This is a genomic window from Streptomyces sp. NPDC050619, assembly GCF_040654815.1.
Lineage (GTDB): Bacteria > Actinomycetota > Actinomycetes > Streptomycetales > Streptomycetaceae > Streptomyces.
Window position 1 is genome coordinate 168,767 of record NZ_JBFAIR010000008.1, and the last position, 16,862, is coordinate 185,628.

General features: G+C 67.2%; 15 protein-coding genes and 1 pseudogene. 4 read left to right on the forward strand and 12 right to left on the reverse strand.

The window, feature by feature from the left end:
- Positions 1-5: 5 nt before the first annotated feature.
- From AB0I77_RS15980 to AB0I77_RS16035, 12 genes and pseudogenes are all read right to left on the reverse strand, one after another.
- A complete protein-coding gene (locus tag AB0I77_RS15980) occupies positions 6-1,265 on the reverse strand; it encodes a lanthionine synthetase C family protein (protein ID WP_363283149.1) in 1,260 nt (419 codons plus the stop codon).
- A complete protein-coding gene (locus tag AB0I77_RS15985) occupies positions 1,252-4,356 on the reverse strand; it encodes a lantibiotic dehydratase (protein ID WP_363283150.1) in 3,105 nt (1,034 codons plus the stop codon). Before AB0I77_RS15985 ends, AB0I77_RS15980 begins: the two co-directional genes overlap by 14 nt.
- Before the next feature lie 85 nt (positions 4,357-4,441).
- Positions 4,442-4,618 (reverse strand): FxLD family lanthipeptide, encoded by a 177-nt coding sequence (locus AB0I77_RS15990; protein WP_363283151.1) that lies wholly within the window; start codon positions 4,616-4,618, stop codon positions 4,442-4,444.
- Between the two features lie 37 nt (positions 4,619-4,655).
- The gene (locus tag AB0I77_RS15995) at positions 4,656-4,787 is read right to left on the reverse strand and encodes an FxLD family lanthipeptide (RefSeq protein ID WP_185006852.1); all 132 of its coding nucleotides are present in this window, start codon (positions 4,785-4,787) and stop codon (positions 4,656-4,658) included.
- Positions 4,788-4,894: 107 nt separating this feature from the next.
- Positions 4,895-5,071: an FxLD family lanthipeptide gene (fxlA, locus tag AB0I77_RS16000; protein ID WP_363283152.1), complete on the reverse strand. Its 177-nt coding sequence runs from the start codon at positions 5,069-5,071 to the stop codon at positions 4,895-4,897.
- 66 nt (positions 5,072-5,137) lie between these two features.
- A complete protein-coding gene (gene fxlM / locus AB0I77_RS16005) occupies positions 5,138-6,361 on the reverse strand; it encodes a methyltransferase, FxLD system (RefSeq protein ID WP_363283258.1) in 1,224 nt (407 codons plus the stop codon).
- Between the two features lie 273 nt (positions 6,362-6,634).
- Positions 6,635-7,315, reverse strand: a pseudogene (locus AB0I77_RS16010) (NUDIX domain-containing protein); the annotation flags it as partial.
- Positions 7,299-8,141 carry an SAM-dependent methyltransferase gene (locus AB0I77_RS16015; protein WP_363283153.1) on the reverse strand — a complete coding sequence of 281 codons (843 nt, stop codon included), beginning with the start codon at positions 8,139-8,141 and terminating at the stop codon, positions 7,299-7,301. The pseudogene AB0I77_RS16010 and the gene AB0I77_RS16015, both read right to left, overlap by 17 nt.
- Positions 8,131-9,300: a methyltransferase gene (locus AB0I77_RS16020; RefSeq protein ID WP_363283154.1), complete on the reverse strand. Its 1,170-nt coding sequence runs from the start codon at positions 9,298-9,300 to the stop codon at positions 8,131-8,133. Before AB0I77_RS16020 ends, AB0I77_RS16015 begins: the two co-directional genes overlap by 11 nt.
- Positions 9,297-9,785 carry a LuxR C-terminal-related transcriptional regulator gene (locus AB0I77_RS16025; protein ID WP_363283155.1) on the reverse strand — a complete coding sequence of 163 codons (489 nt, stop codon included), beginning with the start codon at positions 9,783-9,785 and terminating at the stop codon, positions 9,297-9,299. The genes AB0I77_RS16020 and AB0I77_RS16025 overlap by 4 nt, the downstream gene beginning before the upstream one ends.
- 312 nt (positions 9,786-10,097) lie before the next feature.
- The gene (locus AB0I77_RS16030) at positions 10,098-10,763 is read right to left on the reverse strand and encodes a DUF6415 family natural product biosynthesis protein (protein WP_363283156.1); all 666 of its coding nucleotides are present in this window, start codon (positions 10,761-10,763) and stop codon (positions 10,098-10,100) included.
- Positions 10,764-11,319: 556 nt separating this feature from the next.
- On the reverse strand, positions 11,320-11,745 hold the full coding sequence (locus AB0I77_RS16035; protein WP_363283157.1) for an ATP-binding protein: 426 nt from the start codon (positions 11,743-11,745) through the stop codon (positions 11,320-11,322).
- A gap of 557 nt (positions 11,746-12,302) precedes the next feature.
- Between AB0I77_RS16035 and AB0I77_RS16040 the strand changes: the two genes are divergently transcribed.
- The 4 genes from AB0I77_RS16040 to AB0I77_RS16055 all read left to right on the forward strand — a co-directional run bounded on the left by AB0I77_RS16040 (position 12,303) and on the right by AB0I77_RS16055 (position 16,848).
- On the forward strand, positions 12,303-13,670 hold the full coding sequence (locus AB0I77_RS16040; protein ID WP_363283158.1) for a helix-turn-helix transcriptional regulator: 1,368 nt from the start codon (positions 12,303-12,305) through the stop codon (positions 13,668-13,670).
- 2 nt (positions 13,671-13,672) lie between these two features.
- Positions 13,673-14,395 carry an HAD hydrolase-like protein gene (locus tag AB0I77_RS16045; RefSeq protein WP_363283159.1) on the forward strand — a complete coding sequence of 241 codons (723 nt, stop codon included), beginning with the start codon at positions 13,673-13,675 and terminating at the stop codon, positions 14,393-14,395.
- A gap of 105 nt (positions 14,396-14,500) precedes the next feature.
- The gene (locus tag AB0I77_RS16050; protein WP_363283160.1) at positions 14,501-15,976 is read left to right on the forward strand and encodes a helix-turn-helix transcriptional regulator; all 1,476 of its coding nucleotides are present in this window, start codon (positions 14,501-14,503) and stop codon (positions 15,974-15,976) included.
- Entirely contained in the window at positions 15,973-16,848 is an 876-nt protein-coding gene (locus tag AB0I77_RS16055) for a phosphotransferase (protein ID WP_363283161.1), read from the forward strand. The genes AB0I77_RS16050 and AB0I77_RS16055 overlap by 4 nt, the downstream gene beginning before the upstream one ends.
- Positions 16,849-16,862: the final 14 nt, after the last annotated feature.

The window sequence follows — 16,862 nt, forward strand, 5'->3', positions numbered from 1 at the left end:
CCAGGTCAGTTGGTCAGGAAACAGCTGTCCCAGCCGGACAGGGAGGGGCCTTCGGTGGAGAAGGCGTGGAGCGCGAGCGCGGTGCCTGTGGCCCCTTCGAGGAGTCCGATGTCTCCGCCGTCGGCCGGGCTGCACAGCGTGTGGACGAGGGTGTCAGGGGCGGTGTCGGTGATCGGCGCGAGCAGGCTGGGCAGGCAGTCGGTGAGGCCGGGGGTGATCGCATGGGCGGCGGTGAGTTGCGTGATGTGCGCCAGTCCGGCGAAGCCGTGGCAAAGGGAGAGGTCGACGGTGGCGTTGCGTTGGCCTGGATCGGTCATGGCCTGTTGGAGGGCGGTCTCGGCAAGGTGTTGGCGGTGGGTGTCGCCGGTGGCGAGGGCGGCGAGCTGCTGGGCACGTGCGAAGCCTGCGGTGCCGTAGCACCAGGATGGGCGGGAGGGACCGGGGCCGGGTCTGCCGTTGCGCAGTTGGTCGTGGGTGATCCAGTACGGCCACCACGGTCCGGCTGGTCCGTCCTGCTGCCATCGGTCCAGCCAGTTGAGGATGCGGGTGATCGCTTCGTTCTGGTTGGGCACGGTGATGCCCTGGCGGGCGGTGAGAGCCAAGAGTGCGAGACCGCCGCCGATGCCGTGGGCCACGCCGTTGTTGGCGTGCCCCTCCGGGTAGTCCGGGGAACGTTTGCCAGAGGGGGCAAGGTGGCTCCACCAGCCGGGGAGGATTTCGCCGTCGTATTTGACCGGCTCGGTGAGCCGCACCAGGTAGGTGAGGACGTCCCGCAGGAGATCGGGGCTGGTTCCGCGATGCAGCAGCAGTGCGCCCAGGCCGCTGAGTCCGCGGATCGTGTCGTACTCCGCCAGCTCGGGGAACGCGCCGTGGTCCATGCGGTCGTGGGCGGCGCGAAGTCGCGAGCGGACGAGGTTCGTGACGTGTGTATCGAGTGTGCTCAGAGCACGGGCGTACCGTCCAGGGCGGTCGGCGGCACAGTGGAGGGCGAAGGCGAGCGCGGGCGCTCCATAGTAGAGGTGGGCGTCCGCTCCGCCAACGGCTCCGCCGTCGACCGCGCAGGCAAGCCAGTCGTGTACACGCTGCCAAGGGCCCTGCTCTGCGCGGGCGCGCTCGATGTGCAGCAGAGACACGCCGACGGCGCCGTGCGCGAGGGATTGTGGCCACCAGCCCTGCTTGAGGTCGAGGTCGCGCACGTCGTCCGGGGAGGCGAGCCGGTCGGCGATGGCCCCGGCTGCGAGGCGGGCGGTCTCACGCAAATCCATGGTTGTTCCCCCTCCGTGCCGTCCAGGCCAGCGCTGCGGCGCGGGCCAGCCGGACGCACATACGCTCGTCGTCCTTGTCGATGCCACTGGCCCGAATGTGGTGGGCGTGCAGGAGCGAATCGAGCACGAGGTGGGGATCGAGGTCGGATTCGCGCAGCCGGGACCGGTACCGCGCGATGGCCTGGTCTCGTTGCGCCCAGGCCGCGGTGATGGCCTCACCGTCGGCGCGGGCCCGCAAGGCCGCCCAGCCGTCGGTCGGGTCAGCCAGGCGGACCGCTTCAGGAAGGACCTGCCGGTCGAGGGGGCGCGGATCTGTGATCTTCCCGTATCTGAACAGCCACTCCATCGCTTCGTCCACGCCGCCGGTGAAGGCGGAGGCGAGGGACACGAAGTTCGCTGTGGCGAGGACTCGTGGATGTGGGCGGCTCGGCTGGGCGAACTGCACAGCGAGGGCACGGGAGTCGGCGGCGAAGACGTCTTCGGCGAGGCTCATCAGCGGCCCCGTGCCCCAGCGCCCGGATTCGGGGTAGTTGGTAGCGAACTGCATATCGTTCACCAGGCCGGCCCGGCGCAGATGTGCGGCCCAGTCGCTGATTCGCGTGACGGCCTGCCCCACATTCGGCGGTTCGGGGACGGCGATCCGCAGTCGCAAGTGCGGACGAGGGTCTTGGTAGCGCATGAACCACCATGTCGGTGGGGTCTCCCACTGGGCGAGGAGGCCGGGTAGGTGCCGGGACAGGATCTCGGCGTGTCGTTCCGGGTGTCCGTAGAGCTTGACCAGGAGCCAGGGGCTGGTGCCGGGTAGGTGTCCGTGATCACGGGTGAGCAGGCGGTCCGCGGTGACGGGGGGAACCGTTGGCCACTTCGGGGCGCGGGTGGCCGTCATGGGGATGACGATCTCGTGGGCGCGGCCAGTGAACCAACCGCCTCCGTCTGAGGAAGTCTCCGTCAGCACGGCGGTCTCGGCCGTCGCGAGATGGGCGCGCAATGCGGCGCGGTGGGCGCTCTCGGAGAGGTCCAGCGGGAGAAGCTGATCGCCTTCGGTCAGGGCAACGGACTCGGGCACGCGGCGTTGCGTGCGCCACTGACCAACTGCCGTGTGCCACTCCTCCCATGACGCGGCTCGGTCGGGTACCTCGGAGGCGTGGATCAGCCAGCGGGCGGGCGCGAGAATAGCGCGCCCGTAGCGCACGCGCGGGAGGTAGGGCAGGGCTGCGGCGGCCCCCCACGAGAAGTCGGTGACGACGGCGGACTGGGAGCGGCTGATCTCGGCGAGGAATCGGACGAGGGGCGGTGTGTGGGCCCGTAGGTCCAGGGCGTGCACCACGTGCGGTTCCACCAGGCACTTGCGTGAGAGGGAGGCGAGGTAGAGCCTGCGCCGATCGCAGCCGACGGCCAGGTCGTCAAGGTCGATGGTGCGTTCGTCCGTGGTCCGGTGCTCAGCCAGGCTGATGACGGCTGGCAGCACCTCAGGAACGCGGCTGACGTTGGAGTCCGCTCGGTCAAGCGGGGCGAAGGAGAGTTGCGCCGGCAGCGCCCCGGGTGCGTTGACGGGGAGTCCTTCCAGCACTGCGGCGGCGCGCGCTCGGTCGTCGGCATTCAAGAGCGCGAGGAACCTCCCGCTCGTGGTGCCGATGCCGCGTGACGGGTGGATCGCGCAGAGCGCGAAATCACCGCGGGCAAGGGCGTCGGTCGAAGCAGCCTCGACGCGGAAGGAGACCTCCATGTGCGGCGGTACCTGCATGCCGTCCTGGTCCCCGACTTGAAGGCGGCTGATCAGGTCCTCGTCCAGCACGATCTCGTCGCGGCCCTCAAGAGCGGCGGCCTGGGCGAGAGCAAGAAGCCGCTGCTCCCGTTTGGACAGCGTCTCGCGCGCCTCCGGCTCGCTGTCCATGTACCCGGCGGGGAAGCCGAGCCCGGCATCGGGGTCTGTCACGTCCCGCAGCGGCACCAGGGAACCGATGCCGTACTTCTCGAAGAAGCGGGTGTGGTACTCCTTCCAGCTGGGCATGCCGAACGGCGCTGGCGTGAGGCGGGCCAGTACGGTGGCCGCCTGCTCCGCCTCGCGTGCGACCTGGGTGGGCAGTACGAGCGAGCAGTCCATGCGCAGGTCCAGCGCCACCGGGTGATCTGCGGCGGCGACCTTCGTCATCTTCTGGCAGAGCGCGCGGCGCAGGCGCCGTCCGTCCGTTGGCGTGAGGGCCTGGTTGTGCTGGGCCACGGTGTCGCGCACGGATCGCAGGTCGGTGAGCAGGTCCGCCACGGGCGCTACGTCGTCGGCGTGGACGGCGTCCAGCTGCCGTACAAGGTGGTCGAGAGGATCAAGTACGGCGGAAGGGGCGTGCAGGCTGCTGACGAGTGCGCCGTTCCGGATCAGGCTCGTGACCAGCTCCCTGACCCGCGGCTCGGGAACCTGGGCGAACCCGGCTTGCACCTTGTCCGCCAGGAGGTCGTACCTGATCGGTGATCGCGCAGCGTCCAACGCGGCCCGCACCGCAGAGGTGAACCTGATTGACACCTCTGCCGTCGGCTTGCCGGTGCTTCGCGACCGGGCAGGGTAGGGGACGATCAATCGGTCCCCCCGGACGAAAGAGGTGTTGCTGGCAACCACGGGGAGACGTCGTAGCAGTTCGGGGCAAGCCTCCAGGCGACGGATCACCTCCGTTCCCCAGGCGGCGTCCGCACGGGCCACGGCCCGGTGCCCCCTGCCCCAGTGCACCTCCGGTCGCTCCCCGAGTGTGGCCAGCGCGATCCCGGCAAACAGGCCGTTCGGCGTCGCGCGGCCGGTCATCCGTTGCACATACCGGATCACCGACACCAGCATCCGGCGGACCTGTCGGGCCTGCGGGACGGCGGTCGTCGTGCACAGTGCGTCCATGTGCCGTGCGAGCGAGGGACTGGCCTGCTCAACGGCATCCGAGACCTCGTCGAGGGCCCACACCGCACGGAGCCACGTAAGCCACTGCTGCACGTGGCCCGCAGACTCGCCAGTGACGTCGGGCCACGGTGGCAGCGGCAACCGCGTGTGGCGGGCGGCCCTGACAAGTGCCACGTCCGCGCGCTGGTAGAGCACCTCGTGCCTCGAGTTCATGAGCCCTTCCTGTTCCGTGTCCGTGCGGTGCCGGTCCGCACGACGAACGCACATCGTGCGGACCGGTACCGGTTGATGCGAAGGGTCAGGCCACGTTGGTGGCGCAGGACCCCTTGCAGGTGGGCTTGCAGCCGTCGTCGGTCAGGTTGATCAGGACGGCGGACCCATCGCCGGACTCCAGGATGCTGATGTCCAGGTCGAACGGGTCACCGACCGGTGCAGCAGGCGGGCTGGCTTGCTGCTTGACCGCGCTCGCCTCCATGTGGGGTCTCCCTACTCGTCGATTCCGCGGAGGGTGCTCAGGCGACGGCGGTGGCGCACGGGCTGGAGCAGGTGCTGCCACAGCCGTCGTCGGTGAGGTTGACCAGCGTGGTCGAGCCGTCGCCGGACTCCAGGACGCTGATGTCGAGGTCGAACTCGTCGTTTTCCATGTGCGGGTTCTCCTTCTGAGGCTGTGCGGTCAAAGCCGCTGTGTGTGCCGCCTGTTGGCGGGCTTCCGGCACGGTTGGGTCACCGTGTCGGGGGTCTGATGGGGTGATCAGGCGCCGCTGGAGGTACAGGCGCCGCTGCCGCACGTGGCCTGGCAGCCGCCATCAGAAGCGGCCACCGTGCCGACCAGTTGGCTGGATTCGACGACGATGATGTCCAGATCGAAGGGATCTCCCGGCACCGCCGCCACGTGCGCCGGCCGAGAAGTCGTCACAGCAGATGTCACAGCAAGTCCTCCTGTTCAGTGGGATGGTGTTGGTCAGGTGTTGCAGGACGTCCTGGCACCCAGCGGCTACGCCGGATGCCAGGAGATCGAGATCCGGCTGTGCTTCTTGTCGATGATCCAGTCGCCGGTGCCCCGGTCATCGGGCGTGCCCGCCGGGTAGACGGCGATGCGCGGGCCGTCCGTGCCGCGGACCTTTTCGCCCCAGGTGCGGAAGATGTCGGCGATTCGCTCAGCGAACTCGGCCGCGTTGGGCCCGAAGGCGTGGACGCCGTACTCTGCGGTCTTCTTCTCGGTGTCGCGGCGCACGACCGTGTAGGCGAAGTGCGGCCCGTCGATGGCGACCATGGACCAACTGTTGCCCGTGGGACCGATCTTGCCGGTGGCCAACTCGGGGGTGGTGGACATGAAGCAGAACGCCGGGACCTGCGTGGACAGGTACATCTGGAGGGTGCCGATGGGCTCCTGGCTGGCGACACTCACCCCGGTCCACGTCTCGGCGCGGGCAGTGTCCAGGACGCCGTCCAGGAGCGACGGGTCGGTGGGCAGCCCTTCGTCGAATCGCAGGGTGACGCCCTTGTCCCCAGGCAGTTGGATCACCTGCTGGGCGTGGGAGCCGGCGCCCTGCATCGCCACGAAACCACACACGTGAGCGCTCGTGGCCAACAGGTGGTCAGCCTGCCGGACGAAGGAGTAGGTGCGGGTCAGGCCGTTGATACGCAGGGGCACGACCAGCCGACCATCTTCTTTGAGCTGGACGGTCCACGCGGGCGGGATGTCCCAGGCCCCGACCGTCACCACGATCGCGTCGTAGGGGGCGTGCTCGGGCAGGCCGTTCTCGGCGTCGGCGACGACGACGTTGACGTCGGTGTAGCCAGTCTCGGCGAGGAACCGCCTGGCGCGGTCGGCGGGCGCGGGGTCGATGTCGACGGTGGTGACCTGCCCGGTGGATCCCACCAGTTCCGCGAGGTAGGCCGCGCTCGGCCCATTGGTGCCGATCTCCAGCACGTTGTCGCCGGGGCGGATGTCGGCCTGCTCCAGCTGCATCGCCTGGATCTGCGGGGCAGAGACCGAGCTGGTGTGATAGCCGTGCTCCTCCTCCTGCGTGGCCACGGCGTTGTAGGTGCTGTATGCGTCGCTGAGCGACGCCTCTGGTACGGCAATGTGCCGGGGCACCTTGCGCATGGCGGCCTCGACCGCGGGTGACACGATCGTGCCGTCCTCCTTGAGCTGGTCGACGACCTTGTTGCGGAGCCGGGTGGCCTCGTCGGGGGCCACGGCCACATCGGTCATAGAGGGGTTCCTTACGGGGCCTCGTGCGCCTTCGCCTCCGGCGTCGGCGCCAACGGCATGGTGGTTCGGCGATGGATGCCGGCTGGCGGAAGCCAGCTGTTGCTCGACGGCGTAGGGGTCCGGCGCCCGAGCGGGCAAGGGGTGCAGACGGCTTGGCCCGTTCGCGTCGTAGGCGATCGGGTCGTCGGGTTCCTGGAGGTGCAGGGCGAAGGAGTGCCCGTTGCCGTACGCATCCAGGCCGGCCCGGCAGTACGCCACCATGTCGTCGGGCAGGTCATGGAGGGCAAACCAGTCCAGCTGTGAGCAGCGGTCCGGTTCGGCGATACGCGGGACGCCGAACCACCGGGTGACCTCGAAGAACCAGCCGGTGCGGTTGTGACCCTTGGGGCTGCGGTGCTGCATCACCAGCGCGACGCGGACATCGGCCGGCCGGATGACGACGCCCAGCTCCTCCTCGGCTTCCCGGACCAGCCCGGTGACCACGTCCTCGAAGTCTTCGTCGAGGTGCCCGGAGGGCATGTGCGGTAAGCCCGACGTGTAGGTGTCGCCCGCCCGCCGGCTCAGCAGCACCTCGCCGCCACGCCGCAGGATGAGATGGACGTCGACCGGTTCCCGGTGGCGCTGGGCCATGTCGTTCCCGCCTCGATGCGAGGCTGTCTGCCCGGTCACCACTGGCCTGCCAAATGCAGGTGCGGCCGGCGCCGACTCGTGTCCGGGCACCAGGGCGTAGCGTCGGGTAACCGACCCGCAAAGGGGTTTTCGGGAACGCGCGAGAACGCGCGGGTGTTGGGCATGGGGATCTCCGGGGTGCAGACAGAGGTGACGTCCAGCGTCAGTGACCGCGACGCCCGGGTGCCCGTTTCCGGACGCCACGGATTCTAGCCGGGACACCATGGGGAGTTGGCTGGTCACCGGCTTGATCACGCCGGTCTGCTGATCACACAGCTCGGCCATGCGCGGTCTCCTTTCGGGCCGTGCCGGCGTATGACGCGGCCTGGGGCAGGACCGGGTATGCGAGTGCCAGTGTCTGTGGCGCGGTCAGGCCCGGGGAGGTCAGTTGCCAGCCGTCGAACAGCCGGGCGATCTGTTCCTTCGTCCGCAGGTGGACGGGGCAGCCGTCCGCCGTCATGGTCTTGGCGAATCGGCGCACGGGTTTGCCCGAGACGTCGGCGGTGGCGTGCGTGATGACGAGAGCGCTGCCGGTGGCGGCGACGTGTTTGTACTGGTCAATGAGGACGGTCAGGGGCTGCGCCGCGGTGTCCTCGATGTGGTGGAGCACGCTGCCGAGGAGAAGGATGACCGGTTCTCGCCAGTTGATCGTCTCCAGGATTTCTCTGGAAGCGAGGATCGACTCGGGGTCGCGTACGTCGGCGCACAGGCTCTCGACGACAGCGGGCGCCTTGGCCGTCATCATTTCTTCGGCGTGGGTGTGCACCAGCACGTCGTTGTCGATGCACACGGCGCGGGCGTCGGGATGAATGCGGGTCAGGACATCCACCGGCGTTGGGCCGTGGGGAAGGCCGCAGCCGAAGTCGACCAGCTGCCGGATGCCCGCGATGGCCAGGGCCTGCACCATCAGGAGCACGTACCTGCGCTCGTGGCGGACGGCGCTCTCCAGGAACGGCATGCGGTCGGCCGCCCGAAGGGCCCCGTCACGGTCGACGATGTAGTGGTCTCGCCCTCCGAGCAGGTAGTTCTGCATCCGGGCGCTCGACGGCCGTGCCTGCAACTCGGAGATCGCTGCGGAGGGGTGGAGGAGCATCGGATGGTCAGGTCGCATGCCGCTCCACCTCGCCGGTGATCGTGTGGAGTTCGGGCAGGCGCCACGACGGACCGTCCGGTGCACCGAGCCACAGTGTGCGTTCGGTCTCCGTGATCGTCACGCCCAGCTGCTCAACCTCTGGTTCTCCGGCCGCGTGCCACTGACCGAGCGCGTCGAACAGATCGGAGCCGAGATCGCGCGGCCCCCACTCGTAGATGCGGGGGGAGTGGAGGAAGACCACTGCCCGAGACGCCTGGTGGTCATGAATACGCAGGCGGTCGGCAACGTCGCCTTCGAGCTGCGCAACGCCGCGCACGACCTGCATCCGAAGGTCAGGGCGAAGCAGGCCGGCGAACAACCGGGCCGCTGGCCGTACGTGCGCCCCCCTCGCGTCCAGGGTTTCCGACGCCCTCGGGCTGCCCTGCGACTCGACGGAGGTGCCCTCACCAGGGCGGTGCTCGCGCAGCCACACGGTCTGCGGAGCCGGTCCGGCGTGGAAACGGCCACTGGCCGACGCCCCGTCCCGCGCCACGGTCAGGACGAGTAGCGTGCTGGATCCGCCCAGAGCGGTACGGACGGGCAAGCACAGCCGGCCACCCGGACGAACCCGGGTGACCCACTCCCACGGCACACGGCGTACGGCACGATGGGACAGGAGCCCGTGGAACGAGCCCGCCGGTCCCAAGACCCCGGCCTCAGACCCGCTGACCACCCGAACCCGCGGGTAGGGGCGTAGGCGCTGCCGGGCGATCTCGGCGAGACGTTCTGTGTCGGCGGCCGTCACCACCTGGCCGCCCTGGAGAAGGTGCTCCAGAGAGGCTGCCGTCCAGCCGCAGTCTGTGCCGATCTCGGCCACGGCCGTCCCCGGCACTGGAGCGAGCGCGGCCAGGCGCGCCGCGACGTCTTCTTTGGACGGGATCACTCCTGTGACGATGCCGGGGCCGCCCTCCCCACCATCGTCGACGTCGAACACGAGCATCTCGGAGCGATGGACGAACTTCGCCCACTCGCCGGCGTTCTTACTCCGGTCCACCCTGCGCCAGCGCCCACCTCGGTGCGTACGGATCACGTTGGGCACGAAGTCCTGTCGCCGATCGCAGGTGAAGATGTCCCCCGCGTGCTGGTGAATGCGGCCACCGCCCGGTCGCAGGCTGCCGGCCTCGATGCGGGCGTTCATGCCTGTCCTGCCATGGCGACGACGTCTCCGGAGTTGTCACGGCCGGTCGCGGGGCCCAGGAGACGGAGCTGCCATCCTCGCGTGACCGCGTGCGCGGCCGAGGAAGCACCCAGCGCCCGCAGCAGGCGTCGAGCGTCCTTGCGCACGTCGTCCAGCGGACGCTTCTCGCCAGCCGCGATCTCCTGGACGGTCTTTCCGTCGGCGAGCGCTGTCAGGACTGTGCGCTGCTCCTTGGGCAGCTCGACGATGTCCACAGGCCCGGGGGCGTCCAAGTGCCCGTGACGGTAGGCGAGGTCCACCATGCCCGCCCGCTCGGAAGTTCCGAGCTTTCCGCCGATCCGGAGGATGTACGTCTTGACCGTGCTGTCGGACACTCCCATGTCGCAGGCCGTCTCTGCGGTCGTCCTTCCCTGAGAGATGCCCAGCAGAGCCTCCCGCTCCTGAGCGGAAAGCGGCGGCGAGATGGTCTCGTCCGGGGCCGGCATGGTCGTACTCCTTAGGTGTTCTGACACAGTCGTCGTCTTATCGGGGCCGGCCCACTTTGCTGGTCGGCTGGTTGGGGCGTGAGCTACGACCCGCCGTAGAGCTGCAGGGCGAGCTCGGCCAGGACGCACACGGTGGGCAGGCTGATGGAGGCAGCAAGGAGGACGGCGCCCCAGTGCGCGCGAGCCTGCCGCCAGCCACGTCGAACGCGTCCAGGGGCCGGCTCGTCTTTGCGGGGCGAGCCCGAAGTCGGTGGAGAAGCCGGAGCACGGTGAATCCGCTGAGGGCGGGCCGCGCGATAGGACCCGGTCATGTCACTCACCGCTCCGCTCGCAGTCCCATTCGGCGTAGCGCAGCAGGACCCCGGTGTGGACCGCGAGACGGAAGGCGTGCTCCAGCGCCGCCTTGAGCCCCTCTCCCGGAGCGACGTCGCGAGCCTCCTGCGAGCGCTCGATCGCCTCCCGGCATGCGGACCACCCTCGACTCCCGGCGGAAAGAGATTCCAGGTGGATCGAGACGTAGGGTACGAGCGTGGTGATGTAGCCGCTGAGCGCTTGTGTGACCGCCACGAGAGTGCGCGGATGCGGGTAAACCCCTGCTTCCTTCCAGGACTTCGCCGCACGAACGGCTTCACGGATCCGCGTCGAATCGAATCCGGCGCACACAGTCCTGCCCCAGCCATCGACAACGTCGTGCGAGGCGTCGACAGCAGGAAGGGCGGCGAGCAGCTCCCGCCCGACCTCGGACATTCGCCGGTGTAGGGACGCCACACGCACGGCGTCGCCGGGAATCTCCTCGTCGAGTAGGGCACGCACGCGTGCGACCAGTCGATTGTCCTCCAGAATGGGCTCGTTTGCGTCGACGGGAAGGACTGCCCCGAGTAGTCGCATCAAGTGGCCGCGCATGAACAGCAGTTGGACGTGTCGCTCGTCCGGGTCTTCGCTGACGGAGGCAGTCTCGGCGAAAACCAGCCTGGTCAACTTACGATGAAGGGCCTCCTGTACGAGAGGCGATGGCCCGGGGGCCAGCGTCGACAGAACGGTCCTCAGACCACGGTCCAGTTCCTGGAATGAGCCCTCCGGCCGGGAGACGCCGCCCGCCTGCCCACCGCTGGCTGTAGGGGCCGAGGTCGTGGTGCGGGGCATAAGGGCAACTCCATCAGTGAGGTTCGTAGTTGGCGATCGTGGCGTTGCCTCGGCGACACCCCAAGAGGAGCCGCCGAGGCATTTCGAGCCGCCACTCGCCGACAAGGGCGGTTCGTTCACGGGAGACACAGCGCCGCGGGCTACACGGGAATCGTTCAGGGAGCGCAGAGACGCCGGTACCGCCCCGTAGGGCCCGGCCAGGACGTCCTGGGACGTCCCGCTGGCCGGATCGGGATGGGAGCCGAACGTCCCAACGACGGGCTGTTGAGGATGGCTTGCCCAGTCGAGCTCGCTAGAGGAATCTGCAGTCTGGGAAGAAAGCGGGGAGCAGGTAACAGACGGGGCATTTGATCTCGATCGTGTAGTTGAGTGGGGGCGCGCTAGTCGTGGATCACGCGGGGGCAGAGTGCGCCAGGGTGAACCACACCTGTTTGCCGCTGCCGTCCTGAGCGAGATCTGCGCCCCATCGTTCGCTGACCGCTTCGACTAGTGCTAGGCCGCGTCCGCTGACGTCCCAGCCAGCAGCAGCTCGGCGGACCGGCAACGCGCACGACGAGTCGGTGATGGCGACCCGAAGCACGTCCGTCGCGCACTCGACCTCCACCAAGACGGTGTCGGTCTCATGAGAGCTGCCGTGCTTCACGGCGTTGGCGAAGACTTCGCTGGCGGCCAGCACCGTGTCGTTGATCGCGTCCACCAGGCCCAACTCCGTGAGGTGGTCCTTGACCAGCGACCGGACGTCAGCGGCATGCCGGTCCGACGCAGGGAACTCCACCTGAACGGTGGGGGAGACCTGTTCCCCAGTGCCGATTCTCATGCCGACCTCCCTGTGCCCTTCGAGTTCGTGGTCACGACTTCGAGGCGGCAGGTGGGAGCATCCTTCAGTTTCGAGTCGGGCCGGCCAGTCGGTCACGACGTTCAGCCCGACCGCACTCCGAGCGCCTGCTGTCAGCCTCGTCGCAGGGCCGGACAGCACGTGTAACCGGCTGCCCGGCATGGAAGAAGCGGTGTTGGTCTGCTGCGCTGTGAAGTGCATCGCCAGTCCTTGTCGTGGGCCTTGGTCGGTTGCTCCACTCACGCCCTACTGGGGGCTCGCCCCCCACTGGGGGCTGCCAAGACTGGCGGCGAAAGTCGCCGCCTGCACATTCCGGGGGTGATATCACTTGTGTGATCCCGGCTCCACCTGGAGTAATTGACGTTGCGCTCACGCGGGGGAGGCGCGAGATGCAGGAGCAGTCACAGCGAAGTTGCGGCCGATGCGGCAACCAGCTGAGCAACTACAACACTGGCCCGCTGTGCTTCACATGCACCCGGTCTCGGCCTGTGGAACCGCACCTGCCTACAGTCCCGGAGCACGTCTGGTTCGATCCAGATGTGCGAAGCGCGCTCGTTGCATGGGACTTCGGGCGAGTCAGCAATTTGATCCGGCTGCGCGGTTCCCTCCGGCAGGACGACTTGGCCCAACTCACGGGCCTGAGCCAGGCGTTCCTGTCCATGCTGGAGGCAGGCAGTCGCCGACTCACAAATATCGACAGAATTGTCCAATTCCTGTCGGGTCTCTCTGTCCCAGCTGAGCTTGTCCCACTTCCTCTGCCGCGTTCCACGCTCACGTCATCCGTGCATGGTTCCCTTCCGGTCCCCAGTGATGCCGACCCGAGCCTGCCTTGGACCACGGCCCGTATGGTGGCGGCATTGGATATAGCGATGGAGGGCAGCGCGATGCACCGTCGAGGATTCCTCGCCGCTGGTGGCGTGGCACTGACGGCCTTCGTGAATCAGTGGGATGCAGCCGAAGCGGAGCCACTCCATCGTGCGGCCGAGGGAAGCCGCCTCTCTCAAGTACTGCTCGGCAGTCTCCAGCACACCACGGACCATCTGCGCACGATGGACGCGACCGCTGGCAGCGGCACTCTCAAGGCACTCGGCGACAAGCATTTGTCGTTCCTCAAGCACCTCGCGCAAGACACGTCGTATGACGAGGCAACAGGCCGGCAGCTCGCGGCCATCATTGCCGACACTGCTACGCAGACGGGCTGGTTCGCCTTCGACTCCGGTGACCGCGACGGAACTCTGGGGTATCTGTATGCAGCCCTGCGCGCGGCCAAGGCGTCGGGGGACGTCCGGCTCGGTGCCGGCGCCCTCTCCTACATCGCCATCTACGGATACTCCACAGGGGCGCCATCCCGTGCCGTCACGGCGGCGCAGCGAGCTCGGGAGGCAGTCGGGAATCTCGGCACTCCGGCGCTCGAAGCCATGTTGCTGACGCGGCAGGCTCGTGGACACGCGAAGCTCGGCGAACGTCAATCGGCACTGGCTGCGCTTGGACGCGCGGCCGAACTCTGTGCTCAAGGGCGCTCAGATCGTGATCCGCACTGGCTGTACTGGATCAACGAAGGCGAGATCCACGGCCAGGCTGCCAGCTGCTACCTCGATCTAGGTGATCCACGTCGTGCTGCCGAGAGCTTCACCGAGGCAATGAAGACGCTCAACCCTGGAGACCAGCGAACCAAGGGGCTCTTCCTGTCGCGCGCTGCCACAGCCCACACAGCACAAGGCGATCTCGAAGCCGGCTGTGCCGTGGCACACGAGGCTCTCGACCTCGCCGAGCACCTTCAGTCCGCCCGCTTCAACGAGCACGTTCAAACCATGCTCGACCAACTCAGCGCGGCGGACCAAAGCCCCTACGCGCAAGGCGTCCTGGAACGAGCCATCGCCATGCAGGGAAAACGGAGCAGGAGTTGACCATGGCCCATCGCATCCTCGTGCTGTGGGACATCGACCGCACGCTGTTGTACGTCGGCGATATCGACCGGCAGGTCTACCGCGAGACTTTTTCCGAGATCGTCGGGCGGCCGGCGGACCGGCTTCCCGCCAGGGGCACAGGGGTAACCATGCCCCTCGCAATCCGGTCGCTGCTCCTCGACAACGGCGTCCCTGAGCCGGATGTCCCCAGGCTGCTACCGCGCATGGTGGACCTCCTACCGCACCGACTCGCGGCGCACGCTCAAGATCTTCGGCGCCTCGGGGTCCTTCTGCCCGGTGCAGTATCTGCCCTCAAGGCAGTGCATGGGCAGGCGAGCCTCGTGCCGACCGTTGTCACGGGGAACCTCAAGCCCAACGCGCTTCTGAAGCTGAGGGCCTTCCAACTCGAAGGGCTCCTCGACACCGAGATCGGCGGGTACTCCTCTGATGACGATCACCGCCCCGCTCTCGTCTCGGTGGCTCAGCGCCGTGCTCAAGGCAGATACGGCTCATCGTTCACGCGCTCCAATACCGTCATCATCGGAGACTCCCTTGAGGACGTCCGTACGGGAATCGAGGGCGGAGCGGCCGTGATTGGTATCGCGTCAGGCAAGACCAGCGTTGACGAACTGGCAGCCGCAGGAGCTGACGTCGTCCTCGACAGCCTTGAAGACCTTCCTCAACTTCTGGATGCCATCGCGATGCTGACCACCGATGATGCGTGACAGGGCTGGCCTGCACGGTCCTTGACTGCCGATATCACTGGAGTGATATCGACCCTGTCGTGTGGAACATACGCTGTCACGTGCAGGAAGAGGAACGGAGGCGCGATGCAGAAGCACGGCCGTGTATGCGGTGGCTGTGGCTGCCGTCTCAGCCAGTACAACCAAGAGCCCCTATGCGCCACCTGTGCACGCGGCCAGCGCCTCGTTGCCTGCTCTGCCCCTCGCGTTCCGGATACAGTCTGGCGAGAGACCGAAGTCCAGGCCGCCATCGCGGCTTGGGAATTCGGTCGAGTAAGCCGACTCGTTCGCAAAGCGGCCGGCCTGCGCCAGGATGATATTGCGTTCATGACTGGACTGAGCCAGGGGCACGTGTCAATGCTCGAAGCTGGGAGCCGGCGCTTAACAAGCCTTGAAAAGGTCGCACAGTTCCTCAATGGCATTGGTGCCCCTGACACGTTTCTTCCAGCGCCACTAGGCGGCGTCCAACAGACGGCGCCGACGCCTCTCACACCGGAACGTACTTCCCTGAACGAGGGCAATTCTGGAGGCGGGCGGCAGGCATCGGATGCTCGTAATCTGGCAGCACGGGCTGCGGCGCAGTCGTTGCAGTTCGTTGAGGAAATCACGAATAGCAATGTGAGTGATGTTGAGCTCGTAAAGCTGGAAGCCGAAGTCACCCGGCTTGCGACCGAGTACGTGCATGCTCCGTTGCACTCCCTATTCGAAGATCTCTTGTCGACACGAGACAGCATCTTCTCCCTACTCAAAGGTCGACAGCCGCCTCGGCAGGCGCGTGAGCTGTTCCTCCTCGCCGGTACGAGTTGCCTTCTTATCGCGCACGCATCCCAGAACCTGGGAGACGAAGGTGCCGCAACCGCTCAGCTCCAGACGGCGTGGACTCTGGCGGAGCACGCCGATCGCGATGATCTGCGGGCGTGGGTCAAAGGCACAGCTGCCCTGTTCGCGGAATGGTCGCCGCAGCAGCAAGTTGCCCTGGACTACGCACAGCAGGCCATGCTGCTTGCGCCTGGAGGTGAGACACGGGCCAGGATCGCCGCGATCGAAGCCAGAACCGCCGCTCGCGTCAAAGACTCAGACAGAGCAATCGCCGCGCTCGACGAGCTCAAGCGAGCCCGCGAGCTTCGGACAGAGCCCGCCGGCCTGACTCGTTTTGGTGGGCTGCTCACCTTCCCGGTGGCCAAGCAGGAGTACTACATAGGCGGCACCTACGCCCTGCTCGGCAAGCACCGATTGGCAGAAGAACATGCCACCGCAGCGATCCGGCTCTATGAGAGCGGGCCGCAGGAGCTGCGGTCCTACGGCGATGAGGCGCTGGCGCGCCTCGACATCGTGACAGCACGCATCGCCGCGGGCGAAGTCGAGGGTGCTGGCGAGCAGCTCCAACCCATCCTCGAACTGCCCGAAGACCGCCGTATCCGTCAACTTGGCGATGCAATGCATGGAGTGGCTAGGCTTCTTGAGGATCCACGATTCGCCCGCAGCCGACGGGCCCGCGAGCTGGCAGACGAGGCCCACGGCTATCAGGTCATCGACACCCGAGCGAAGGTCATTGCCTCATGACAACGACGGTCTCTCCTGAGTCCGCCGCCCGTATCGCCTGCCGAGCATCGGGCTTGCCAGACAAGTCCCTCACGCCACTTCATCACCACGCTACCTCCGTGTTCCTACTGGATGCTGAGGATGTGGTGGTACGCGTCAGCCCGGCTGCGCAGCAGGGACGTCTTGAAACCTCTGTGTTGCTCACCCGGTGGCTTGTCGCGAACGGCTTCCCAGCCACGGAGCCTGCGGATGTTCGCCAGCCAGTGGTCTGCGCTCCCTACGCCGTCACCTTCTGGCGGCACTACCCGCAGACAGCGTCGGGCGCGCCAGCAGCCCACCACCTAGGAAGTCTGCTGAGGTCGCTACACGATCTGCCGGCCCCGCCTTTCGAGCTGCCGGAATTTCAGCCCCTTTCCTCACTGGAGTTGACGCTCAGTTTCAGTACTTACCTTACAGTTCCGCAACGAGAGTGGTTGTCGGATCGGCAGACGCTACTTTTGGAGGCTTACCGGGGTTTGGACTTCCCGCTCGGTTATGGCCATATACACGCCGACGCGTACCCGGGAAACACGCTGTGGGACGCCCCTAGCGTTAGGCTCGGCGACTGGGACGAGGCCGCGATCGGCCCGCGGGAAATCGACTTGGCCAACACTTTCCAGGGTGTTCGTTTCGGGCGGAGCGCCAGGGAACTGGATGAATTCAGCCTTCGTTATGGGTACGACATTCGGAATTGGTCAGGGCTCCCTGTCCTTTGCGGAATTCGGGACCTGCATACGCTCGGCTCCTTCATTCGCAGAGCTGACCACGGCGATGAAGCTGCCGCAGGGCAGCTGAATCATCGCATTGCAACGCTCATGAAAGAGGACAGCCAAGCTCAGTGGAGTGTCGCATAAGCTTCCTGCGGGTG

Coding starts and splice junctions, on each gene's coding strand:
- AB0I77_RS15980 (WP_363283149.1), bottom strand. CDS start 1,265: ATGGATTTGCGTGAGACCGCCCGCCTCGCAGCCGGGGCCATCGCCGAC.
- AB0I77_RS15985 (WP_363283150.1), bottom strand. CDS start 4,356: ATGAACTCGAGGCACGAGGTGCTCTACCAGCGCGCGGACGTGGCACTT.
- AB0I77_RS15990 (WP_363283151.1), bottom strand. CDS start 4,618: ATGGAGGCGAGCGCGGTCAAGCAGCAAGCCAGCCCGCCTGCTGCACCG.
- AB0I77_RS15995 (WP_185006852.1), bottom strand. CDS start 4,787: ATGGAAAACGACGAGTTCGACCTCGACATCAGCGTCCTGGAGTCCGGC.
- fxlM (WP_363283258.1), bottom strand. CDS start 6,361: ATGACCGATGTGGCCGTGGCCCCCGACGAGGCCACCCGGCTCCGCAAC.
- AB0I77_RS16015 (WP_363283153.1), bottom strand. CDS start 8,141: ATGCGACCTGACCATCCGATGCTCCTCCACCCCTCCGCAGCGATCTCC.
- AB0I77_RS16020 (WP_363283154.1), bottom strand. CDS start 9,300: ATGAACGCCCGCATCGAGGCCGGCAGCCTGCGACCGGGCGGTGGCCGC.
- AB0I77_RS16025 (WP_363283155.1), bottom strand. CDS start 9,785: ATGCCGGCCCCGGACGAGACCATCTCGCCGCCGCTTTCCGCTCAGGAG.
- AB0I77_RS16035 (WP_363283157.1), bottom strand. CDS start 11,745: ATGAGAATCGGCACTGGGGAACAGGTCTCCCCCACCGTTCAGGTGGAG.
- AB0I77_RS16045 (WP_363283159.1), top strand. CDS start 13,673: ATGGCCCATCGCATCCTCGTGCTGTGGGACATCGACCGCACGCTGTTG.
- AB0I77_RS16050 (WP_363283160.1), top strand. CDS start 14,501: ATGCAGAAGCACGGCCGTGTATGCGGTGGCTGTGGCTGCCGTCTCAGC.
- AB0I77_RS16055 (WP_363283161.1), top strand. CDS start 15,973: ATGACAACGACGGTCTCTCCTGAGTCCGCCGCCCGTATCGCCTGCCGA.